The sequence below is a fragment of the Pedobacter miscanthi genome (assembly GCF_032678605.1).
GTDB lineage: Bacteria > Bacteroidota > Bacteroidia > Sphingobacteriales > Sphingobacteriaceae > Pedobacter > Pedobacter miscanthi_A.
On the sequence record NZ_JAVTSU010000008.1, the window covers coordinates 164,426 to 188,029 of the forward strand.

The 23,604-nt window shown below is 38.5% G+C and carries 18 protein-coding genes and 1 tRNA gene; 8 read left to right on the plus strand and 11 right to left on the minus strand.

Going from position 1 to position 23,604, the window contains the following annotated elements:
* Positions 1-3 precede the first annotated feature (3 nt).
* On the minus strand, positions 4-2,817 hold the full coding sequence (gene uvrA / locus R2R28_RS13730; protein WP_316826260.1) for an excinuclease ABC subunit UvrA: 2,814 nt from the start codon (positions 2,815-2,817) through the stop codon (positions 4-6).
* Positions 2,818-3,076: 259 nt separating this feature from the next.
* Here uvrA and R2R28_RS13735 point away from each other — a divergent pair, with 259 nt between their 5' ends.
* From R2R28_RS13735 to R2R28_RS13745, 3 genes are all read left to right on the plus strand, one after another.
* Entirely contained in the window at positions 3,077-3,661 is a 585-nt protein-coding gene (locus tag R2R28_RS13735; RefSeq protein ID WP_113950442.1) for an RNA polymerase sigma factor, read from the plus strand.
* Between the two features lie 88 nt (positions 3,662-3,749).
* A complete protein-coding gene (locus R2R28_RS13740) occupies positions 3,750-3,944 on the plus strand; it encodes a hypothetical protein (RefSeq protein ID WP_316826261.1) in 195 nt (64 codons plus the stop codon).
* 424 nt (positions 3,945-4,368) lie between these two features.
* Positions 4,369-5,553, plus strand: coding sequence for an MFS transporter (locus R2R28_RS13745; protein WP_316826262.1), 1,185 nt, complete (start codon positions 4,369-4,371; stop codon positions 5,551-5,553).
* Positions 5,554-5,639: 86 nt separating this feature from the next.
* Here the strand turns inward: R2R28_RS13745 and R2R28_RS13750 are convergent, their stop codons facing one another.
* Both R2R28_RS13750 and R2R28_RS13755 read right to left on the minus strand, forming a co-directional pair.
* Positions 5,640-6,185 carry a hypothetical protein gene (locus R2R28_RS13750; protein WP_316826263.1) on the minus strand — a complete coding sequence of 182 codons (546 nt, stop codon included), beginning with the start codon at positions 6,183-6,185 and terminating at the stop codon, positions 5,640-5,642.
* Position 6,186: 1 nt separating this feature from the next.
* On the minus strand, positions 6,187-6,657 hold the full coding sequence (locus R2R28_RS13755) for a hypothetical protein (protein ID WP_316826264.1): 471 nt from the start codon (positions 6,655-6,657) through the stop codon (positions 6,187-6,189).
* Positions 6,658-7,040: 383 nt separating this feature from the next.
* Here R2R28_RS13755 and R2R28_RS13760 point away from each other — a divergent pair, with 383 nt between their 5' ends.
* The 3 genes from R2R28_RS13760 to recA all read left to right on the plus strand — a co-directional run bounded on the left by R2R28_RS13760 (position 7,041) and on the right by recA (position 10,095).
* Positions 7,041-7,994 carry a hypothetical protein gene (locus R2R28_RS13760; protein WP_316826265.1) on the plus strand — a complete coding sequence of 318 codons (954 nt, stop codon included), beginning with the start codon at positions 7,041-7,043 and terminating at the stop codon, positions 7,992-7,994.
* A 286-nt stretch (positions 7,995-8,280) separates the two neighbouring features.
* On the plus strand, positions 8,281-8,946 hold the full coding sequence (gene nth / locus R2R28_RS13765; protein WP_316826266.1) for an endonuclease III: 666 nt from the start codon (positions 8,281-8,283) through the stop codon (positions 8,944-8,946).
* A gap of 135 nt (positions 8,947-9,081) precedes the next feature.
* Positions 9,082-10,095 (plus strand): recombinase RecA, encoded by a 1,014-nt coding sequence (gene recA / locus R2R28_RS13770; protein ID WP_121283406.1) that lies wholly within the window; start codon positions 9,082-9,084, stop codon positions 10,093-10,095.
* Positions 10,096-10,193: 98 nt separating this feature from the next.
* Here recA and R2R28_RS13775 read toward each other — a convergent pair whose 3' ends face one another.
* The 3 genes from R2R28_RS13775 to tsaD form a co-directional block, all read right to left on the minus strand.
* Positions 10,194-10,394 carry a hypothetical protein gene (locus R2R28_RS13775; protein ID WP_316826267.1) on the minus strand — a complete coding sequence of 67 codons (201 nt, stop codon included), beginning with the start codon at positions 10,392-10,394 and terminating at the stop codon, positions 10,194-10,196.
* Positions 10,395-10,520: 126 nt separating this feature from the next.
* Complete coding sequence (locus R2R28_RS13780) at positions 10,521-10,718, minus strand: hypothetical protein (protein WP_316826268.1); 198 nt, start codon at positions 10,716-10,718, stop codon at positions 10,521-10,523.
* 325 nt (positions 10,719-11,043) lie between these two features.
* A complete protein-coding gene (gene tsaD / locus R2R28_RS13785) occupies positions 11,044-12,045 on the minus strand; it encodes a tRNA (adenosine(37)-N6)-threonylcarbamoyltransferase complex transferase subunit TsaD (protein WP_316826269.1) in 1,002 nt (333 codons plus the stop codon).
* A gap of 74 nt (positions 12,046-12,119) precedes the next feature.
* Here tsaD and R2R28_RS13790 point away from each other — a divergent pair, with 74 nt between their 5' ends.
* Positions 12,120-16,553: a translocation/assembly module TamB domain-containing protein gene (locus R2R28_RS13790; protein ID WP_316826270.1), complete on the plus strand. Its 4,434-nt coding sequence runs from the start codon at positions 12,120-12,122 to the stop codon at positions 16,551-16,553.
* Between the two features lie 340 nt (positions 16,554-16,893).
* Here R2R28_RS13790 and R2R28_RS13795 read toward each other — a convergent pair whose 3' ends face one another.
* From R2R28_RS13795 to R2R28_RS13805, 3 genes are all read right to left on the minus strand, one after another.
* Positions 16,894-18,105, minus strand: coding sequence for a bifunctional 3,4-dihydroxy-2-butanone-4-phosphate synthase/GTP cyclohydrolase II (locus R2R28_RS13795; protein ID WP_316826271.1), 1,212 nt, complete (start codon positions 18,103-18,105; stop codon positions 16,894-16,896).
* 139 nt (positions 18,106-18,244) lie between these two features.
* Positions 18,245-19,669 carry an LptF/LptG family permease gene (locus tag R2R28_RS13800; RefSeq protein WP_316826272.1) on the minus strand — a complete coding sequence of 475 codons (1,425 nt, stop codon included), beginning with the start codon at positions 19,667-19,669 and terminating at the stop codon, positions 18,245-18,247.
* A 30-nt stretch (positions 19,670-19,699) separates the two neighbouring features.
* Positions 19,700-20,080 (minus strand): START-like domain-containing protein, encoded by a 381-nt coding sequence (locus tag R2R28_RS13805; RefSeq protein ID WP_025146797.1) that lies wholly within the window; start codon positions 20,078-20,080, stop codon positions 19,700-19,702.
* A gap of 572 nt (positions 20,081-20,652) precedes the next feature.
* On the opposite strand from R2R28_RS13805, the gene R2R28_RS13810 reads away from it, so the two are divergent.
* Positions 20,653-20,726 (plus strand) — tRNA-Met (locus R2R28_RS13810).
* A 154-nt stretch (positions 20,727-20,880) separates the two neighbouring features.
* Here R2R28_RS13810 and R2R28_RS13815 read toward each other — a convergent pair.
* Both R2R28_RS13815 and R2R28_RS13820 read right to left on the minus strand, forming a co-directional pair.
* Positions 20,881-21,084 carry a hypothetical protein gene (locus R2R28_RS13815; protein WP_316826273.1) on the minus strand — a complete coding sequence of 68 codons (204 nt, stop codon included), beginning with the start codon at positions 21,082-21,084 and terminating at the stop codon, positions 20,881-20,883.
* Between the two features lie 17 nt (positions 21,085-21,101).
* The gene (locus R2R28_RS13820) at positions 21,102-22,556 is read right to left on the minus strand and encodes a recombinase family protein (protein ID WP_316826274.1); all 1,455 of its coding nucleotides are present in this window, start codon (positions 22,554-22,556) and stop codon (positions 21,102-21,104) included.
* Positions 22,557-23,604: the final 1,048 nt, after the last annotated feature.

Below are 23,604 nucleotides of genomic sequence, written 5' to 3' on the forward strand. Positions count from 1 at the left end.
AAATTATGGATTTAAATTTAAATGCGATGCTAAATATTTTCCGGTATACGATTTTTCTACCTTAACCAGGTCTTCGGGTACTCCTTCAAACACCAGTTGACCACCGCCATCGCCGCCTTCAGGACCTATATCGATCACCCAATCGGCACATTTAATCATATCCATATTGTGTTCAATTACTAAAATTGTATTTCCTTGTTCAATTAAGGTATTTAATGCTTTTAGCAGTTTTTTAATATCGTGAAAGTGTAAACCTGTTGTCGGCTCATCAAAAATGAACAGTGTTTTATTGGCATTGTTACCTTTAATCAAAAACGAAGCCAATTTAATACGTTGCGCTTCACCACCCGATAAAGTGTTGGAAGATTGTCCTAAATGTACGTAGCCCAAACCAACATCAACTAAAGGGTTTAATTTATTGAGGATTTTTTGTTCATCTTTAAAAAACTCAACCGCTTCTTCAATCGTCATATCCAGAATTTCGGATACATTTTTCTCTTTATAAGTTACATCTAAAACCTGCTGTTTAAAACGTTTACCGTTACAAGCCTCACATGGCAGGTAAATATCGGCCATAAACTGCATCTCGATTTTCACCTCGCCTTCACCCTGGCAAACATCGCAACGCCCACCCTCAACATTGAAAGAGAAAGCAGCTGGTTTTAATCCCGCAGCTTTTGCAGTGGCCAATCCTGAAAATAAAGCCCGGATATCATCCCATGCTTTTACATAGGTAACCGGATTGGAACGACTCGAGCGGCCAATCGGATTCTGATCAACCATTTCTACTGCACTTACCAGCTCGTAGTTACCAAAAATACCATCATAAGCACCGGTTTGCTCACCGGCATAATTGCCAATTGCTTTTTGAAGTGCAGGATATAAGATCTTTTTAACCAAACTGGTTTTACCAGAGCCTGAAACACCACTTACCGCGGTAAAAACGCCCAATGGAAATTTCACATCGATATTCTGCAGGTTATTTTCCCTTGCGCCTTTAATCAACACATGGTCTTTCCATTTACGGCGTTGCTCGGGAATGGCAATTTTTTCTTTACCGGCTAAATAACGGCCTGTTAAACTGTTTTTATCCTTTAAAATTTCTTCGTAATTACCACTAAAAACCAGGTTACCACCATGTGTGCCTGCTTCAGGACCAATATCGATAATGTAATCGGCCGCGCGCATCATTTCTTCTTCGTGCTCTACCACAATAACCGTATTGCCAACATTACGAAGCGAAACCAATACTTCGATCAGTTTATTTGTATCGCGAGGGTGCAAACCGATGCTTGGCTCATCCAGTACATAAATAGAACCTACCAAACTACTTCCTAGCGAAGTGGCCAGGTTAATCCTTTGCGATTCTCCTCCTGATAAGGTATTAGATAAACGGTTTAGGGTTAAATAACCCAAACCCACATTATTTAAATAAAGGAACCGGTTATCAATTTCGGCCAATAAACGTTTAGAAATTTTGGTATCGTTTGCGTTTAACTTAAGTTCGTTAAAGAAAACCAAAGCCTTCGATAATGGCATTAAAACCACATCGATAATTGATTTTTCTGCAATTTTAACATAGGATGCATCCTTGCGTAAACGCGAGCCTTTACAATCCGGGCAGGTGGTTTTTCCACGGTAACGAGATAACATTACCCGGTACTGTATTTTATAGGTCTGCTCTTCCAGTTCTTTAAAAAAAGCGTCTAAACCAGCAAAGTATTTATTTCCTGTCCAAAGTAATTGCTGCTCCTTTTCTGTTAAGGCACTATATGGACGGTGGATCGGAAATTCGAATTTCGGTGCAGCTTTAATGAAATTCTGCAGCCATACGTTCATTTTTTCGCCACGCCACGGGGCAATGGCATTATCATAAACACTTTTGCTTTTGTCGGGAATAACAAGATCTTCATCAATCCCAATTACATTTCCATAACCTTCACAGCGTTTACAGGCGCCATAAGGATTATTAAAGGAGAAAAAATTTGGAGTAGGTTCTTCAAATTTAATTCCATCCAGTTCAAAACGGTCGCTGAAATGTTTCGTAATCCCTTGTGCTTCTACATAACAATCGCCTTTACCCTCAAAAAAAGCAGTCTGTGCCGAATCTGCCAGGCGACTTAAGGTCTCTTCTTCCTGGTTGGTTACAATACGGTCAATCAGAATCTGAACCGTTTTATCATCCGTTAATTCTGCATCTTTAAAATCTGCATCATCTAAAACAGTTTCAATCTTTTCTATTTTATCATTAATCAGCACACGTAAAAATCCCTTTTGCAATAAAATGGCCAGTTCTTCCTTAATTGTGCGGTTATTATGCGGATACAGCGGACAAAAAATCGTCACGGTAGTATCTTCAGGCAGGGCATTTACATAATCAACCACGGTGCTTACCGAATCTTTTTTTACCTCTTTGCCCGAAACTGGCGAAATGGTTTTCCCGATACGGGAGAAAAGCAGCTTCAGGTAATCGTAAATTTCGGTCGACGTACCAACGGTAGAACGTGGGTTGGATGTAATTACCTTTTGTTCAATGGCAATTGCCGGGGCAATACCTTTAATATAATCAACATCAGGTTTATTCATCCGGCCCATAAACTGGCGGGCGTATGATGATAAACTTTCTACATATCGGCGTTGCCCTTCTGCATATAAAGTATCAAATGCAAGAGAAGATTTCCCCGAACCAGACATCCCCGTAATCACCACAAGTTTGTTCTTTGGGATGGCAACATCGATGTTTTTTAGGTTGTGCACACGGGCACCTTTTATGATAATATTTTTATGCGGATCTTTTTCGGCCTCTTTTTTGCTCATGTATTGTAAAGAATATAAATGTATAACCCCAGAATGTTGTTAGGGTTTTAAGAACATACAAAAATAGGGTACTGAGACGGTTAATTTATTTTTTAACATTTTATTTTTTGTTTTTTGATAAAAAAATAACTTTCTTTGAATATTAACAACCTCAGAACCAAACTAACACATTCAAAAAACATAGGAGAAGAGCTATAGAAATTAAACATCTACAAATTAATTTTTGGCAAATAGTAAGGGATTTAGTGTAGGTAAACCTATGAATTTACAATCATATAATGATCAGGACCTGGTAAAGGTATATATTACCGGGAACGAGAATGGATTGCAGGAACTTTTAAGACGACATAAAAGTAAGATTTATACTTCTATCTATTTATTGGTTAAAGACCAATATCTGGCGGAGGATATTTTTCAGGATGCTTTTATAAAGGTTATTAATACCCTGCGATCGGGAAGATATAACGAAGAAGGTAAGTTTTTACCTTGGGTAATGCGTATTGCGCATAATTTAGTTATAGATTATTTCAGAAAAGAAAAAAGAACACCCATCATCACCAGTTCTGATGGAATGGATGTATTCAATATGCTACACTTTTATGACGAAAGTGCAGAAGACAGAATGCTCCGCGATCAAACGCATAAAGATTTAAAGGCAATGATCCATTTGTTGCCCGATGAGCAGAAAGAAGTGCTTTTAATGCGCCATTACGCCGATTTAAGCTTTAAAGAGATTGCTGATTTAACCGATGTGAGTATCAATACTGCCCTGGGCCGTATGCGTTATGCATTGAGCAATTTGCGTAAAATGCTCAAGACGAAGGAAATGACTTATAAAGGGTAGCGAAATTGTTACAAAAAATGTTTTAGGGGTTGAAATAAAGCATCTGAACAATCGTTAAGTTTATAAAACTTATCACATTCAGTTGCTTATGACAAAAACCTCTACATCAAAAAACAATGTAAATTTACCTACACCTAACATGTTTCAGCCTAGAACGGATATTGAATCTGACGCAGAAATCGACTTATTTTATGATCAAATAAAAGGTAAGTTGGATAGATTGGCTAAAAATCCACAAGATGAAACCATCAACAAGATCTTAGCTTACAGCAGCGCTAAGTAGTAAATTTTACACGAGCCAAAAAAGCTTGTTTCACGAGGTGGGGCAAGCTTTTTTTATGGACGGAAAATGGAAGAGGTAAGATGGATGATGGTTAGGTAGTTCAGTTGTTCATTCGTCATTGGTTCATCGGTAACTGCAAACTGCTTACCGAATTGCTTTATTGTTGGATAGCTAAATTGCTAAAGCAAATTGCCAACTGAAAACCATTTCATTGATAATTACATACTAGCCATTGCAAATCGGCCAGCAGCCATGAACCATTCAGCTATCGACCATAAAACAATTCAACAATAAAGCAATTTAACATCCCCATCATACATATTCCATCTCACATCTTCCATCCCCATAAATGGCCTAATTTTTACAATCTCCTAAAACAAAAAGCCTTACCTTTGCATAGTGTAATTTTAACACTAAGGGCGTTATGAACAAGAACTTATTACCACTCACTTTAGGCGGTTTGGGCATCGGAATCACCGAATTTGTAATGATGGGCCTGTTGCCCGATATTTCAAAAGATTTAGCAGTAACCATCCCGCAAGCAGGCCATTTAATTTCGGCTTATGCATTAGGTGTGGTAATCGGTGCTCCTTTATTGATTATGATTGCAGGTAAATATCCACCAAAAATGATCTTGATTGCCTTAATGATCATGTTCACTGTGTTCAATGCATTTTCCGCTTTTGCCCCAACTTTTAATACCTTATTTATTGCCCGCTTACTTTCAGGTTTACCCCACGGTGCATTTTTTGGTGTAGGCTCTGTGGTGGCCAGTCGCATTGCAGAAAAAGGGAAAGCTGCTCAGGCTGTATCGTTAATGTTTATGGGCTTAACCATCGCCAATATAGTTGGTGTTCCGCTGGGTACCTTTATTGGTCATAATTTCTCCTGGCGCATATCTTTTGCGGTTGTGGTATTTGTTGGTTTAGTTACCTTATTAAGTTTAAAATTATGGTTACCTGCCTTAGAAGCAACCAAAAACCGCGATTTAAAAGCCGAATTAAGTTTTTTCAAAAAAAGAGAGGCGTGGATTATCATTTTTATGATTTCGATCGGAACGGGTGGATTATTTACCTGGTACAGTTATATAGCCCCATTAATGACCGATGTTGCAGGTTTTTCGTCAAATGCGGTAACTTATATCTTAATGCTGGCCGGCATAGGTATGTTATGCGGTAATTATATTGGCGGTATACTCGCTGATAAATTCTCGCCGGCAAAAGCATCGGCGGCCCTGTTATTAACCATGGTGATTACCTTAACCATTGTACACTTTGTATCAGCAAGCCAACCTTTGGCTTTAATTATGACTTTTATAACCGGTGCGGTATCTTTCGCATTGGCGGCCCCTATCCAAATGCTGATGATCCAGAGCGCCAAAGGCTCAGAAATGCTGGCAGCTTCTGCAAGTCAGGCCAGTTTTAATATTGGCAACGCTTTGGGCGCTTTCTTCGGCGGACTTCCCCTGGTTTACGGTTTCGATTATACCTCGCCTGCTTATGTTGGTGCAGCTATGGCGCTGGTTGGTGCTTTCTTTGCGTTTTGGTTAATCAAAAGCAATCAAGGCGTAACCGAAGAAGTTAAAGTAACAGTTACGTCTTTTCATTAAACCTACGGTTGAATGATTGAATGAGAGCGTTTAAACATTTGTGTATCCATAATCCCCTCATTCAGTCATTCAAAATCCATATCATTTTATTTTAAACCAAATACTACGCCTAAACCTGCAGTTGCAAAAGTCTTTTGGCTATTTGCATTCCCATTAATGGATATAGAAATACCGATATCATCAACAAAACGCAGGATATAACGCGCTTCAGCAACAAGTCCTGCCGCGTTTTTCTGTATAATTTTATCACGTACGGTATCGCTATTGGATTGATCATATTTTTTCAGATCGCTGGTCATTGCAGCACCGGCACCAAATTCAAAACGGCTGTTCTCATTAATTTTTACTTTTTTCCCGAGTATGAGTGCCGCCTCCGAAAAACCGGGTACCGTAGTTTTTTCCTCATCCACGTTCACTTCATAAGTATCCTGCATTACAGCTGAAAACTTAAATTTAATATAAGATTTAGGTTTATTGTATCCTATAAATCCAGATAATAGAGGTTCACGCAATGTAGCAGCGCCAAACTCCAATCCACCACTTATGGCGTTAAAAAAATTACCGTAATCATTTTGTGCTTTAACCACATTGCCTAGCAGAGTTAAAACAAAACATATCAAAAGCTTTTTCATATTAGTTGGAGTTGATTCTTTTAAAATGATAGGCATTATCATAGGATTGGCCAGCCATAAAGAAGAAAAATGCACCAGAACGATCGTAAGCATGATTCAGAATGAGTCCTCCATCGCTGGCAAGTCCAATTCGGGTTTTTTCACTTTTAGAACCACCAAAAATGTAGGGCACTCCCTGAACTTCTAAATATTTATTTCCCAATAACAGTAAGCCCCTGGATTGCAACCTGGCCGATAAGGTTACACTATCCACAATAAAACTGTCTTTTTTAAAATAAAAACCTACCTGCTTGTTTCCCAGCAACTTTACCTCTACAGAAAAATTTCCTGAATGGTTAAAATCAATTTTTCGCTTACTGATGTATTGATGAAATCTTTCTGTTTTAGGTTGATTGCGGAGCATGTCGGTTCCACCCGTTTTGGTATAGGCCAGATCAGGAAATAACTGGTAGGTACCGGAAAGTTTTGACACATTGTTTTCACGCAATTTAATTTTATGCCGACTGATTGGACTGTCGGAAAAAGAAGCACAGCTAGAAAATAAGAGACTGATTGCCATAGTATAAATGGCTGGCCTTATGGGGATATTCCTTTGACCTGGAATTACGCCAAGAGCATTAGGCTTAGTTAGGGTTGAGATTAGCATATTCATTTGATATTTAAATTGTTTACCAAATCTAAAACAGTAAAAAAACTTTAATTAATCTTAAAAATTATCGTAAATAAAAAATTAATCTTATAAGCAAAAAAAACAACTAATAATGACGGCTATAAATTATATTCTACAAATTATTTGATTAAAATAATCCTTTTGATTATTAAAATATCGTATATTTCATTTATAAATTAATCTTTATGGATAATCAGCAGGTATTATTTTTCCAGGCCATCAAATCAGCATTGCCTGATTACCAGAATTTGGCGCTTAGTGTAGCGGAAGAACTGGGCATCAGCACCAATGAAGCTTATAAAAAAATAAGGGGCGATAGCAACCTCACCTTTCAGCAAGTCATCAAATTATCCGATTGTTTTGATGTACCTTTTTTATACTCGCCCAAGCAATCGCTATCGGTAACCTTTAGCTATTTAAGCGTGAATGAAGATCTGGATATGGTAAATTATCTGCGCAATCTTTTGGAGAATATCAAAGCCATCAAAAACAGCAAGGAAAAACATATTACCATTACTACGGATGATATTCCGGTATTCCACTTTTTTAAATATCCAGAACTGACCAGTTTTAAACTGTTTTTCTGGGCAAACAGTGCCAATAATATCGAAGTTCCTTTTAACTCATCTTTTCTTTCTGATGAAATTATTGAAATTTCGAAAGAGCTGCATGCTGCTTACCTCGAAATACCCAGCACCGAAATATGGTCGAAAGATACCATTACAGGCACCTTGGAGCAGATCAGGTATGCATTTGAAGCCGGGCACCTAACCGACACTGAACTGGCCATAAAAATTGTTGAACAGGTAAGATATTGTTTAACCGATATGAATATGTACGCCATCAGCAGTAAAAAAACCATCGATCCGGCACATACTTTTAACTGGTATAACTGCGATGTTTTAGGCAGCATTTCTTACCTGGTTGACTTTAAAGACCGAATGGCCTGCTACAACAGGTTTAATACCTTTAATTATTTAAGGACCGAAGACCAGGCCTATTGTAAACAAACTAAGCAATGGATGCAGGGACTGATCAAAAAATCTGTTTCCTTTAGCGGACAGGGTGAGAAACACCGGAATAAATACCTGTACAATGCCTTTGCTGAGTGCGATAAGTTGTTGAGGGAGATGGAATAGTCCCTAGTCCGAAGTCGGCAGTCTGGAGTCCTGAGCCGACTCATCTATAGGAGGCGATGGAGCTGGGAGGGCACTTAAACGAGAAATAATTTGTTATCCTGAACGCGGTGAAGGATCTTTTTACAACAATTTATTAATTTGTTGAAGAATGAAGGCAGTGGTTCTTTGTGTAGAGTTTCTTTACTGCGTTCACCACGACAGTTGGTTGCTTGGAATCACATTAAATATTAACTAATGACCGATTAACCATGCTATCAATGAACCAATTTATCTATTATCTTTGCGCATGCTTAAAAAAGAACGCTACAAACTTTTTGTAGAACATTTTTCGGCCAAGCAACCTGATGCAGAAACCGAGTTACATTATAACAATCCTTACCAGTTATTGGTTGCCGTAATCCTTTCTGCCCAGTGCACGGATAAAAGGGTGAACATGGTTACTCCTGCCCTTTTTCAACGGTTCCCCAATGCAAAAGCTTTAGCAGAGACTACGCCCGATATTGTTTTCGATTACATCAGAAGCATTAGCTATCCCAACAACAAAGCGAAACACCTGGTAGGTATGGCAAATATCCTGCTTCACGAATTTAACGATGTGGTACCATCAGGAATTGACGACCTGCAGAAAATGCCGGGTGTTGGTCGCAAAACCGCTAATGTAATTGCTTCAGTGATTTATAATGCACCTGCAATGGCGGTAGATACCCATGTTTTCCGCGTAGCCAACCGTTTGGGATTAACCAATGGCAAAACCCCTTTAGCGGTAGAAAAAGACCTCGTTAAACATCTACCTGAACACGATATCCATATTGCACACCACTGGCTGATTTTGCACGGGCGTTATGTTTGTGTGGCCAGAAGCCCCAAGTGTGATATCTGCGAAATTACTTACATGTGCAGGTATTTCGAACGCTTAACCGCACAAAATGAACGGGATAAATTAAAAGCTTAAAAAATTATTTTGAATTTACTATTGACATTAGCTAAAAAACTCTTAACTTAGCTAAATATATTAGCATTATAAATATCAACAATTGAACATATTAGCCGATAATCGATTATATTTACGCAATCAATGAAAAAAGAAATGAGCACTGCAAATCCAGATAAATTAAAAGCTTTACAGCTAACTTTAGATAAACTAGAGAAATCATACGGTAAAGGTACCATCATGAAACTTGGCGATTCTGCTATTGAACCGATAGATTTTATTTCTACAGGATCAATCAGTTTAGATATCGCTTTAGGCATTGGCGGTATCCCGAAAGGTCGTGTAATCGAAATTTATGGCCCTGAATCTTCTGGTAAAACAACTTTGGCCACACACATTATTGCCGAAGCACAGAAAAAAGGTGGCATTGCAGCGTTCATCGATGCAGAGCATGCTTTCGACCAGTTTTATGCAAAAAAATTAGGTGTAGATACCGATAACCTTTTAATTTCTCAGCCGGATAATGGTGAGCAGGCTTTAGAAATTGCCGATAACTTAATCCGTTCTGGTGCCATTGATGTAATTGTAATTGACTCTGTGGCCGCTTTGGTTCCTAAAAGTGAGATTGAAGGCGAAATGGGTGACAGTAAAATGGGTTTACATGCCCGTTTAATGAGTCAGGCTTTACGTAAATTAACCGGAACAATTTCGAAAACCGGATGTTGCTGTATCTTCATTAACCAGTTACGTGATAAAATTGGTGTAATGTTCGGTAACCCTGAAACCACAACTGGTGGTAACGCGTTAAAATTCTACGCATCAGTACGTTTAGATATCCGTCGTATTTCGCAGATTAAAGATTCTGATGAAGTGTCAGGTAACCGCGTTAAAGTAAAAATTGTTAAAAATAAAGTGGCTCCGCCTTTCCGTATTGCAGAATTTGATGTCATGTTTGGCGAAGGAATTTCTAAAAACGGAGAGATTGTAGATTTAGGTGTTGACTTCGGAATCATCAAAAAAGCAGGATCGTGGTACTCTTACGGAGATACCAAATTGGGTCAGGGTAGAGATGCCGTAAAACAGTTGTTGAGCGATAATCCTGAACTGGCTGAAGAACTGGAAATAAAAATTAAAGCCGAAGTTACCGGCGAGAAATTGGCTGAAAAATAATCAGATCAGTTTAATTTGAGAATTAATCAGATCAATTAAATAATAAAAAAAGCGTCTCAATACAAAATTGGGACGCTTTTTTGCTTTTTAAATCTGATTTAATAACTAACCGAGATTCCAAAATTTACAGAAGTACCTCTTCCTTTTGAGTAGAAACCAGGTTGCATAAACCATTGTACCCTTGCAGGAAAATAATCCTGGTTAAAAATATTATCAATCCCCAGGCTAAGTTTAATATTTTTTTTAACCTGGTAAATTCCTGCAAAACTGAATAAATGATAAGCTTTTACAGCCCCCATTATTTATGCCATTGACATTTTTTTGTAAACCGATTACGAGAATTGATGCGTGTGTAATTCAGCGGCAAAGATAGAAAATAGACACTACTAAATGGATAGGTCTAAATAAGAGTTAAAACAGACAGATTAATTTTGGCTAAAAACGGTATCAAAATCTTTAGTAACATATACAATCACTAAAAGTGCAGCAATAACAAGGGCCCCTAAAATTATCACGCCCCAACTTCCTTTAAGCTTATCTTTATCTTTCCTGATCAACCAGTAAATGATGGCGATAAGCGGTACCGCACAAACAATCCAGAATATTAACGATGCTCCAGTCATATATAGTTTAATTTATAGTTATTTTTAGTCCGATGTCGGGTTCCCGAAGTCGGAAGATTTATTGGCAGTTTTATCTGCCGGTATTTTATTTTAGCCACAGATTCACGCAAAACAAAGAGAGGCATCCACCATTCTTTTCCCCTCTTTTTTGCCCTTCTCCCCTGTCATTCTGAACTTGGTTCAGGATCTTTCTACGCGCTGATTTACCTATTCTCGATTCTCCCGTAATAGGATTGCTTCGCTGCTGAAAAAGCCGCTTCGCATTAAGGACCTGGTGAGAACAAATGACCAGTAAACTAATGCCTAATGAACCAATTAACCCAACTTAAAACTCCATTCGTGCCATTGGCGAAACGTCCTGCCCAACGAAATCCTGTTTAAGGTATTTCTGGTAACCTGCAATAGCAATCATCCCTGCATTATCGGTACAATATTGAAAGGCGGGTATATAAATATTCCAGCCTAATTCCTCCGCGGTTTGCTGTAATCCGTTTCTTAAACCAGAGTTTGCCGAAACACCACCGGCTATTGCAACTTCCTTAATGTTATATTGCTTTGCAGCTTTCTTTAATTTATTCAACAAAATTTGAACAATGCTATGCTGAACCGATGCGCAAATATCATCTAGATTTTCAGCAATAAAATCAGGGTTATCTTTTTCCTGTTTCCTGATGAAATAAAGAATAGAGGTTTTAAAACCACTAAAACTAAAATTTAAATCGGCGATTTGCGGCTCGGCAAATTTAAAAGCTAAAGGATTACCCAATTTTGCATGTTTATCAATCAGCGGACCACCCGGATAAGGCAAAGCCAGCAACTTAGCTGTTTTATCGAAAGCCTCTCCTGCGGCATCATCGAGGGTTTCGCCCACAATTTCCATATCGAAATAATCTTTCACCAATACAATTTGCGTATGCCCGCCCGAAACGGTAAGACATAAGAAAGGAAAATTCGGTTTCGGATCGTCGATAAAATGGGCCAAAATATGCGCATGCATGTGATTGACAGAAATTAAAGGTATATTTAAGGCTAAAGCAAAAGATTTTGCAAAAGAAACACCAACTAATAATGAGCCTAAAAGGCCGGGACCACGAGTAAAAGCAACGGCATTAATGTCCTGTTTTGTAACTTTGGCATCAATCAGCGCCTGTTGTACGGCAGGCACAATATTTTGTTGATGTACCCTTGATGCTAATTCAGGGATTACACCACCATAATTTTGATGAATTGTTTGGTTTGCAATAACATTGGCAGTAATTTTGCCGTTGTTACAAATAGCAACGGATGTATCATCGCAAGAAGACTCAATAGCAAGTATAACAGACAAATTATTTATATTTAAGCTGCAAAATTATTAAAAAACTATTTAAAATACTCCTTTGGGTAATCGCATCAATAATTTTGCTGCTCGCGCTTGTTATTTTTTCTCTGCAATTTAAGCCTGTTCAAACTTATTTTGCTCAGAAAGCTGCCGCATATTTATCAAAAGAGCTTAAAACCACCATATCAATCAAGAGCCTTTACATCAAACCTTTCAAATCTATCGTATTGGAAGATTTACTGGTTTTGGATTTACAAAAAGACACTTTACTGAGCACGCCTCAATTTATGGTCGATATCAATCAATTATCGATTGATAAAAAGATTATCGATGTCAATACCATACAAATCAATAACGGGCGGTTTTTCCTAAAAGATTTCAAAGATAAGTCTTCTAATCTCGATTTCATCATTGATTACTTCGATTCTGGTAAACCCACTGTAAAGAAAAAGAAAAGTAAGCCTTATGATGTAAAACTTGGCCGGCTCATTTTAAACAAATTTGCTTTCAGGTATAAAAATTTCGCAGCAAAGGATACTGTTCAAGGCAGCAGTGTAAACTTCGATAATGTTGATGTAAAACAACTGAGCGGGATTTTTGAAGGCCTGGATATGAAAAACCACCTGATTAAAACCAATATCAAAAATTTAACGTTCAGGGAGCGTAGCGGATTTTATTTAAAAAACCTTACTGCACAAACTACCATCGACAGCAATGCGATTGAATTGAAAAACCTGTTGCTTGAAACCAACCAGAGCCGATTAACGGATTATTACCAGATGCGGTTTAAAAGTTACAGAGACTTTAACCATTATGTGGATAATGTACGGATGAAGGCTATTTTTAAGGATAGTCACATTACTTCGCGTGATGTGGCCTTTTTTGCGCCTGAACTGAACACGATGAAACTGGATTTGGATGTAGACGGACAGATTACCGGTTTGGTGAACAACCTTAAAGCCAAAAAACTATCTTTAAGAACCGGAAAGGCTACACACATTAAAGGTGATTTTATTTTAAAGGGACTACCAAAATGGAGGGAAACTTTTATGGACCTGAACATTGAAATGGCCGGCACCAATAAAACCGATTTAGACGAGGTACTGGGCGGCATTACCAATAGCAAAAAGAAAATGATACCCGCTATTGTCAACAAATTCGGCAACATCAACTTCAACGGGAGTTTCACAGGCTTTCAGAATGATTTTATCGCTTATGGCGAATTTAAAACCAGGCTAGGCCGTATTGTTTCGGACGTGAACATGAAGCTAGACAAAAATGATGTGCCATCGTACACTGGAAATGTAAAAACTTACGACTTCAATATCGGTAACCTGCTTGATGAAAAGAGTTTAGGACGCATCAGTTCTTCACTAAATGTTAAGGGCCGCGGAACGGAACTGAAAAATTTAACCGAAAAAATTAATGGCGATGTAGATTATATCGACTTTAACAATTACCGCTATCACAATGTAAAAATAGACGGCACTTTTGATAAAAAATATTTTGATGGCAAACTGAGCATTAACGACCGTAATGTTAAACTGGTATTTGATGGCGGTGTAAACCTGAACCCAAAATTGCCGGTATTCAATTTTAGTGCAACCATTTCTAAAGCGAAACTAAAGGCTTTAAAACTGCTGAAAGATTCGCTGATGGTGGATGCCAAATTTACCACCAATTTTTCGGGCACTAACCTCAACAACATTTCTGGTAAATTATTGATTCAGGAAGTAAGATTGCAAAATCATAAAGGTATTTACAGTGTAGATTCGGTGCAGTTAACGGCTAATGGTACAGGCACCAACCGAGTGCTTGATATCCGCTCGGATATTTTAGATGCCAGCATTAAGGGTGAGTACGATTTAAACTCTATTGTATCCTATTACAAAGCCATTGCCAAAACCTATATCCCTTCCTTGCAGGCAGATATTATTAAATACAAAAATCAGATTTTCGAATTTAACCTGATGGTTAAAAAGTTCGAACCGCTGGCACAGCTTTTTGCACCGGGTTTAGAACTTGAAGAGGGCGCAACGGTAACCGGCGATTTCGATTCGAGGAACAATAAGGCTACCCTAAATGGCTTTGTAAAGAAACTGAAGTACAATGGCATTGTGGTAAACAATATCATCCTGGATGAGAACACCACCACACAGCAGCTTCAGTTGATTGTAACTTCCGATCGTGTACAGATTAACGACAGTTTGTTTATCAAAGACGTGAATATTTCGAATATCCTGCGGAATGATAGTCTGGCTTTTAACGTTAAAATGTCGAACGCTGACGAGGCAAATCAGCTCGATTTAAACGGTTTGGTAGAATTTACCAAAAATGTAGATACTACTGCGAGGTTAAGCCTCTTGCCATCCATCCTGAAAATCAACAACGAAGAGTGGCGTATCCAGGAGAAGGTGCGGATTGTACTGAACAATGGCAAAACGGAAATCAGCAATTTCGATCTTACCAACGGGAAACAACAACTGATTATTGATGGATTGGTATCAGATGACCCAAAAGATCTGATCAGCATAGGCTTTAAAGATTTTAACCTTAAAACACTTAATCCTTTTACCAAAGGTTTTGGTGTTAAACTGGGTGGAAACCTGAACGGTACAACCGATTTGTATGGCATATTAAAAGCCCCAAGGGTTACTGATGATTTAAAAATCGATTCGCTAAACTTTAACGACATCTACATTGGAACGTTAACGGATACTTCTTCTTACAATAATGAGAGCAAAAAAATTAATGTATTTACCCGTGTGGTGGCAGACGATTCTGAGACTTTTAAACTGACCGGAAACCTCGATCTGAAAGAGAAAGAAATAGACCTCGGACTGAAGATGAGCGAGAGTAAACTGACCATCTTAGAACCATTTGTTAAAGAGTTGGTATCGAATTTAAAAGGTAATATCTCTGCAGATTTAACGGTAAAAGGAAAATTCGATAAACCAGAGATTAACGGAAGTGTAGCCCTAGACAAGGGACAGCTGATGGTAAACTACCTGAAAACCACCTATGTAATTACCGATAAGGTGGAGGTAAACAATAGTGTAATCAAATTAGATAACTTTACATTAAACGATCTGGAAGGCCACGAGGCTACCGTAAAAGAAGGTACTGTCGATTTAAACGACATCAATTACCCTACTTTAAATGTAAAGCTTGAAGCCAATAATTTAATGGCCCTGAATACGACGGCTAAAGACAATTCGGTTTATTATGGGCGGGCTTATGGTACTGGGGTATTTACCTTTACAGGGCCAACGAATAAGATGAAAATCGATATTAAAGCAAAAACAGAAAAAGGAACGATTTTCAACCTACCTCTAAACAGTTCTGAAACCATATCGGATAAAGATTTTATTAATTTTGTTAGTCGCGATTCGAGTGTGGTGGTGAAGAAAAAAACCAATTTCGATGGTTTAACGCTTACTTTTAAACTGACCATCGATCCGAATACTACCGCCAATATTTATACCACTTTGGGTAACTTAAGTGGAAAAGGTAATGCGGAACTGAACCTAAACATTAATAGTTTTGGCGATTTCGAGATGTCGGGTGATTACATTATTGAAACCGGAAGTTTCGATTTTACGGCGCAGGAGGTCATCAACAAGAAATTTGATATCAGGCAGGGTGGAACTATCCGCTGGACAGGTAACCCAACAGCTGCGCAGATTAATTTAAAGGCGGTATATGCACTGAGGGCGAGTTTAAACGACTTGTATAAGGCTGCCAATCGTGATGCGAGTAGTAATGCCAACCAACGCGTAAATACAGAGGTAGAGATGGGATTAACAGGCTTACTTTTAAAACCGGACATTAAGCTTGACATCAATTTCCCTTCGCAGCCCTCCATCAAGGAAGAGTTACAAACCTATTTCAGCGATCAGAATAACCTGAATTTACAGGCTTTCAGTTTAATCATCAGGAGGAGTTTTGCACCGGGTAATGGTGGCGAATCGATTGGAAACCAGTTGAGCTCTACCGCAACCAGTACGGCAACAGAACTGGTATTTAACCAGTTTAACAACGTGTTATCATCGTTAAATTTAAACTTTGTAGATTTAAACGTGCGCTCATTAAGTGAGGCAAATGCATCATTCAAATTCTTTAACGATCGTTTAATCATCAATGCAGGTATTGTAGATCGGAACAGTGTGAATGATTTCACCTTAATCAATTTCGGCGATAACAATGTAGGTAGAGAAGTTGAGGCATTATTTTTACTGAGGAAAGATGGTAGTTTAACCATTAAGGCAGCCAATAAACCACCTACCCAACAAAGTATTTTCTTAAACAGTGGAATCAGTCCGACGGCGAATGTGACTTCGTTTGGTTTGTTGTATACGCAACAGTTTGATACGTTTAAAGAGTTTATCCAGAAAATTTCTGGTGCTTACCGCCGTAATTTAAAACGCAAGCAAAGCCAGACGCCTGTTAAAACAAATAAATCGATTAGCAAGGAAGCGATTATTAATCAGAGCAAAGGGAATCAAAAGAGGTAAAGAGGTTTGGTAGTTCATTAGTCATTGGTTCATTAGTTAGGGTTAATCGGTTAATTGCTGAATAACCATCATTCTGAACGCTTGAAGCATCTCTAACCTAAGAACCGCTGAATTCTAATACTCCACAAACTGATAAAGTTATTAGATTGAGTGCAGTGCTCATTATAAACAAATCCTTCACTCCGTTCAGCATGACAAATTGTGCTAGCAGATTTATGCACTTAACTATAAATTAAATAAAAAAGCCAGTAACTGAATATCAATTCACTTACTGGCTTTATGTAATTAGACTCAATGCCTGGAAACTCTTAACTCCAAACGCCTAACTCTAAACTCAACGTTATCCTTTCATAATCGAATGCCCCATTTTATCTCTTTTGGTAGCTAAGTAACGCTCGTTATGTTTGTTACTGGCAATTTCGATCGGAATATTTTCTACCACTTCTAAACCATAGCCGATTAAACCAGCCCTTTTAGTTGGGTTGTTGCTCATCAGGCGCATTTTGCTTACCCCTTCTGAACGGAGGATTTGTGCCCCTACGCCATAATCACGTTCATCACCTTTAAAACCTAACTTAATATTTGCTTCTACGGTATCAAAACCGGCATCCTGCAGGTTGTATGAACGTAATTTATTGATCAGTCCGATGCCTCTGCCCTCTTGATTCATATATACCACAATACCTTTACCTTCTTTTTCGATCATTTCCAGAGCCTTGTGCAGTTGAGGTCCGCAGTCGCACCGGCATGAACCGAAAATATCGCCGGTTACGCATGAACTGTGCACACGCGCCAAAATAGGTTCGTCTGCTGTCCAGGTACCCTTAGAAATGGCTAAGTGTGTAGCATTGTTATCCAGTTGGGTATAAGCGGTCATTTTAAAATCACCCCAGGCCGTTGGTAAATCAATGGTTACTTCCTGTTTAATCAGGCTGTCTATTTTTAAACGGTAAGCAATCAGGTCTTCGATCGATATAATTTTTAACTGATGTTGTTCAGCTATTTTAAACAGATCAGGAAGTCGGGCCATTTCGCCATCTTCCTTTAAAATTTCTACCAATAAACCTGCTGGTTTCATTCCGGCTAAACGTGCTAAATCTACAGCAGCTTCGGTATGACCTGCACGGCGGATTACACCACCATCTTTGGCAATTAAAGGAAAAATGTGTCCAGGCCTGCCCAGTTCTTCAGGATCAGTTTTAGGATTCACCAGCGCCAGCATCGTTTTAGAACGGTCGCTCGCCGAGATCCCTGTGGTGCAACCATGACCTACAAGATCTACTGAAACGGTGAAATTGGTTTCGTAAGCTGCAGTATTTTTACCTACCATGAGGTTCAGGTTTAATTCTTTGCAGCGTTCTTCTGTTAAGGGCGCACAGATTAAACCGCGACCGTAAGTGGCCATAAAGTTGATAATCTCAGGTGTTGCATTTTCGGCAGCAGTTAAGAAATCACCTTCGTTCTCTCTATTCTCATCATCTACAACAATAATAACTTTACCAGCTTTTATATCTGCGATGGCTTCTTCTATTGTGTTTAATTTCGTTTGCATTTTATAAGCATTATGAGGCAAAGCATGCGTAAGGCACATTAAAACAGCTTTTACACAACTGCAATAACCTGTACAAATGTACAACCTTATGGCGCATTATTTGGATTAATATATCATCTGTAAGTAAAGGAAACGACCCTTATTTTTCTCTCTTTTTAAACACTTTAACGATGAGCTGTTTGTAATAATTCACATCAAAAAGCGCCGAATCTACAGTAGCTTTATAGGTTAAAAAAGCAGCAAGTGGCGACAGTACAATTACAGCGATCCACATGCCAAATATAGGGTTAAGGTTTCCCTCACGGGCTGATTTTTCGGCCACAGTGGTAATGATATGGTAGACCAGAAAGAAACAAATGGCCACCACAACCGGTAAACCCATTCCACCTTTCCTGATAATCGCCCCTAGTGGTGCCCCAATAAAGAAAAGCAGGATACAGGAAGCCGCAAGGGTAAATTTACGCTGGTATTCTACCGTGGCAAAAATAATTTCACCCTTTAAATCGGTTTGACGTGGACCCCAGTTGGGTACATGCTGCATAATATTGGCCACGATATTGGTTGCATTATCAAGCGCCTGTTTCCGCGATCCGTTGGGAATGCTTTTCAGCATTACATCATCAATTTTTTTAGGTACCACTTTTAATTTGGTATAGCCAACAGCGGTATTAAACTGCTTAAAGTTACTGGTAAGGTTAGCGATGGTTTTGATATGCAGGGTATCAAGTTGTTTGGTAAGCGAATCGCGTTTTTTTACAATACCTTTTAAATTGAGCATCGGTGTGCTGTTGCCAAAGGCATTCGGATCGGTGGTATTGGGATCGAATGATGACATATCGAAACGTGGCCAGGTTTCTTTAAAACGGTTGCGCGTAAACACCTGCCTTGGGTTATACATACCATTTTTTGAGGACTGCTCTTCGTACTGGATTCCGTTTTTAAGGTTAAGCTGAAGGAATTTTCCATCGGCAGTTTTGCTCATTTTCCCTTCTTTGGCCAGGATAATTTTTGGAATACCGTTATTTTCCCGATGGTCATAAATCATGATGTTATGCAGCGTACCGTCTTCTTCTTTAGAATCTACACGAATGGCATAACCCGGAATGGCGTTATTAAAAACACCCGGTTTAATCAGGAAAGAAAGTTTTTTATTCCGGATATCGTACAAGAGGGAGCCAAATTTTAAATTGGCTTTAGGCAGCATGTAATTGGCAAAAAAGAATGACGCTATAGTGAGCATCAGAATCACCACAAACAATGGCCTCATGGCTTTTTGCAATGAAATACCGGCCGATTTAATAGCCACCAGTTCATAATTTTCGCCCAGTGTACCAAATGTCATAATTGAAGAAAGTAATACCGAGAGTGGCAGCGCCATAGATACGTTTGCGGCCGAGGCATAATACATCAGCTCCAAAATGGTGTACCATTCAAAGCCCTTGCCAATTAAATCATCAATCCATTTAAATAGAAAAAACATCAACAGGATAAACATCATAACAAAAAATGTTGCTATGAATGGCTTCACAAATGCTTTTATTAATAGAAGATGTATTTTTTTCACCTTACAAAGGTAAACAATGCGGCGATAATATTATGCACCCAAAACACTAATCAGGTAATCAATTTGATTGTCCCAGATTAATTTTTTCTCTGCAAGCAGCTCATCAGTAGTAAAATCGGTAATGGAAAGAGCTACATCATTGGTCAATTCATCCTGTACAATTTCCATCTCAAAGTAACATTGAGGTTCATCATCCAGCCATTTAAACTTAACCAGTTTATTTTCTTTTACCGAAACCAGTTTCGCCTTTAACTGCTCATCATCCCAGGTAAAAGTATATACCTGATCGCGGAAATTTACATCATCAGCAAACCATTGCGACAAGCCATTAGGTTCGCTAATAAAACTATACAATATTCTTGGCGACGATCTAACTTCGTACTCGAGTGTAAATTTTTTCTTTTCTGCCATGTTAGTACACTACCAGGATAATTTCCGGATTTTTTAATATTATTTTTCTAAAGAAAGGTAATTTATTCTACATCTGCAACAGTTTGGTTTATTAGTTCATAGTTTGGTTTATTTGCCATTGGTTTATTGGTCCCTACGTGCGTTTGTCATTGAAAGGCCGGAACTGAGCGAGCCGAAGCAATCTACTTAGAATAATTCATCGTTGAAATTGGTTAATTGGTTAAAGACTTCGGACTGTGGGCTTCAGAGTGACTCCAAACGCCCAACCCAAAACTCCAAACAGCTTAATCGGTTAATTGACTCCGAATCAATCATATTTCATCACATTCATCTATCTATTTAAGCAGACTATGGAAATTATACCGTTTTCAAGGCGGCTTTTTACTTAAAGCAACCAATATTTATAATGTATACACCCAATATAAAGCAGTCAAAACCATTTAATTTTACTGAGCAACAATGCGTTAAAGTATTTTTTACATTTCTTTTTATTAAAATGTATATTTATTCTATATTTGCAACTCTTAAAAATAACCATATTAATATTTACGTTATAAGTAAATATTTGACCCGGCGGGGTAGCTCAGATGGTTAGAGCGCAGGATTCATAACCCTGAGGTCGGCAGTTCGATCCTGCTCCCCGCTACCTTAAGGAAACAGCATATCTTTGTTGTTTCCTTTTTTTATACCCATAAACCACTATACAACAATTAGTTGTACCCCTCCCATTACCGGTTCGACAGTTTCCAACCAGCTAATCTATACCAAAACAAATTTGGGCCTAAAAAAACGTATTAAGGCTACGCCAGGTAACTATTTGACGTGTTCGACTTTTCCTTACCGATCTCAACATCCTCCAGTACCAATTTTGTGTTATGGATCTTGGCAATGAGGTATAAAAAACTCAGTATTACCGCAGCCTCTTCATCATCAACCTCTATTCCATTTTTGGCAAGCAACGCAATGGCATTACTTCCCGAAACCTTTCTGTCTATAAAATCCATCTGATTTCCCTATTATGCTATTTATAAACCACTACCTTCGAAAGCGCAACATCATGGCCTAAAGACACCTCGCTTTTATTCAAGTCTATTCCAACTGGAGGAAATAAGCTGACCAATTGCTTTTTATCCGCTGTATCGAGATTATCAAAGCCCCGAAATACATCTATCGAAGTCCGAAAGCCAAGCCTCCGTTGCTCTTCGATTGTCTTTAGTTTGATGGCAACGTCACAAAGCTCTTTCTTTATAACCTCAGTAATCCTTCGAAATTCATTTTTCATTTCGCTAAAGTCGTCGTATTTCAATATGTTCTCCACAAATAGTTTCCTCGCTCTGGATAGCATTGTCTCCTGCTCGACTAACTGACGCCGAAGTGCTTGTCTTTCGTAAAGAAATCCCGTCTTTTGAGTATCAACATTCCAGTCTGCAAGAATGGTAACGAACAGATCACCTACCATTTCCGATAATTGTAATTTCTGGAGCTGGTCCCTATAGCTATCATTTAGCTTATCCGCCCTTACCCTTGCCCTACACCCCTTGCGGCAATGATAATAGGCATATATTCGAGTATTGCCTTGGGAAAAACTTCCCGTAAGCCTCTTGCCGCATAGCGGACAGATCAAAAAACCCGTAAGAAAAAAAGTGGACCTGAAATCGGTCCTTATCGTACTGACCTTTCTTTTGGTATTGATGACATCCTGCACCTCGTAAAAAAGGGATTCGGGTATCAGTGGCTCATGTATCCCTTTTATCATAACAGTCTCCCCATTTCCTACCTTAAGCGGAATCAGGCCACAATAAACTGGGTTACGTATAAGTTTGGAAAAATTTGAGGGTGTACTTCTTAGACCCTTGTTCATTGCCATCTCGCTTAAGTGCCCGATCTTATAGATATTTTTCGCAAGCTGAAGGAATACCCATCTTATAATTCCACTTTCAGGTTGTTTGGGCACTATAATCTTGCGGCCATCCAACGATGCCGTGTTCACGTATCCCACGGGAGCTTTATTGGGATACCTGCCCATTTCCTTAGCCTTTCTAATACCATTTAAGGTATTCATCGCACGTCTCGTGTTTTCCGCCTCTGGGACTGAGAGGTAAATGGCCAACATTACAGAACTCTCTGGAACGGATAGGTCTATTTGCTGATCTATGGCCATTGCCGACACATTGAGCTTTCTGAGAATGCCCAGCATCTCGTAAGCATACTGGATATTACGGCTGAACCTATCCCATTTGATGAAAATGATATTATTTTCTTCTTTTCCCCTGCCTTTTCTCAATTCGGAAACTAGCTTTTTCCATTCTGGTCTATTGAAGTCTTTTGCAGAGTAGTCCTCCCTACAGATTCCCTTTACATAGATGTTGTTCGATTCGCAGTATTTTATCAATCGATCTTCCTGTTCTGGGAGTGAGTAGCCTCTTCTTTTTTGTTCGTCAGTACTTACACGAACATATAGATAAGCTGATTTCATAACATTCAAGATTTATGTATGTGTATTTAACGATCAAAAGCCAAGAATATTCATTTTTTGAAAATTTTGACTATAGGCTATATCTAGAGATTTCGGTAGCTTTGACCAACTAATTCCGTAGTGAATTTAAAGCGAAATGGGGTGACAGTTTGAACGCGGAACGGCTGGCCATTTTTGCCGAAATGCCCAGCTAGTGCAGCTCGGGCGATAATTGATCTTTCTGGACTAATCCGATTTGCGGTTAATTCAAGTCACATCAATCAACAGCCATTTCGTATTGAGGAAATATTGCAATTAGAATCCCTTATCAGGATTTATAAATTAAGATTTAAGGAGAGGGTTTTCGTAGAATTCACTCACTCTAAAGCTGCCCGAGAATACAGACTCATACCATTGATGTTACTTACCCTAGCGAAAAACCTTTTCAAGCATGGAAACATCCACAAAAAGCAAGACCCAGCGAAGATAGACATTGTCATGAATGGTTTCACACTTACTATTTCTACCTATAACCTTCAGAAAGATGGAGAGTTACCCCAAGGTTTTCATGGAGGATTAGTCAATATTTTAACAAGACTTGAATATAACTACCCTTACAGATTCAAAATTGAATAGGATCCAGGAGATGGGAGCCACTTTTTTGTCGAAATAAAGATAACTAATCCGATATTCTAACATCAATATTTTAGACTAGTATATATTTTAAGCCATGGGCACAATTTAAAAAAGCAATTTTGGTTTTAATTTTTTGGCTTCATCCAAAAGATAAAGGCATAACCTCGAGGTTTTAGGTATTTACTCTTGTATTTTTTTTTTGGGGCAAATATCCCGAGTATTGTTTTTTATCTAGGATAACCGTATTCCAGCCCTAAAACCAAACTTTTCAACCAAAATTCAAAAAGAATTTTAAAATTCCGAATCTCGGCACCATTGCCTTGCCTTATTACGTCTGTTTACAAAGGATAAACGGTAGCATCCGCCAACAAAATACCCTATCCTGTCAAGTTCCTGATTTGAAAGTGATCGATGATTTATTGTTTCGATTTAT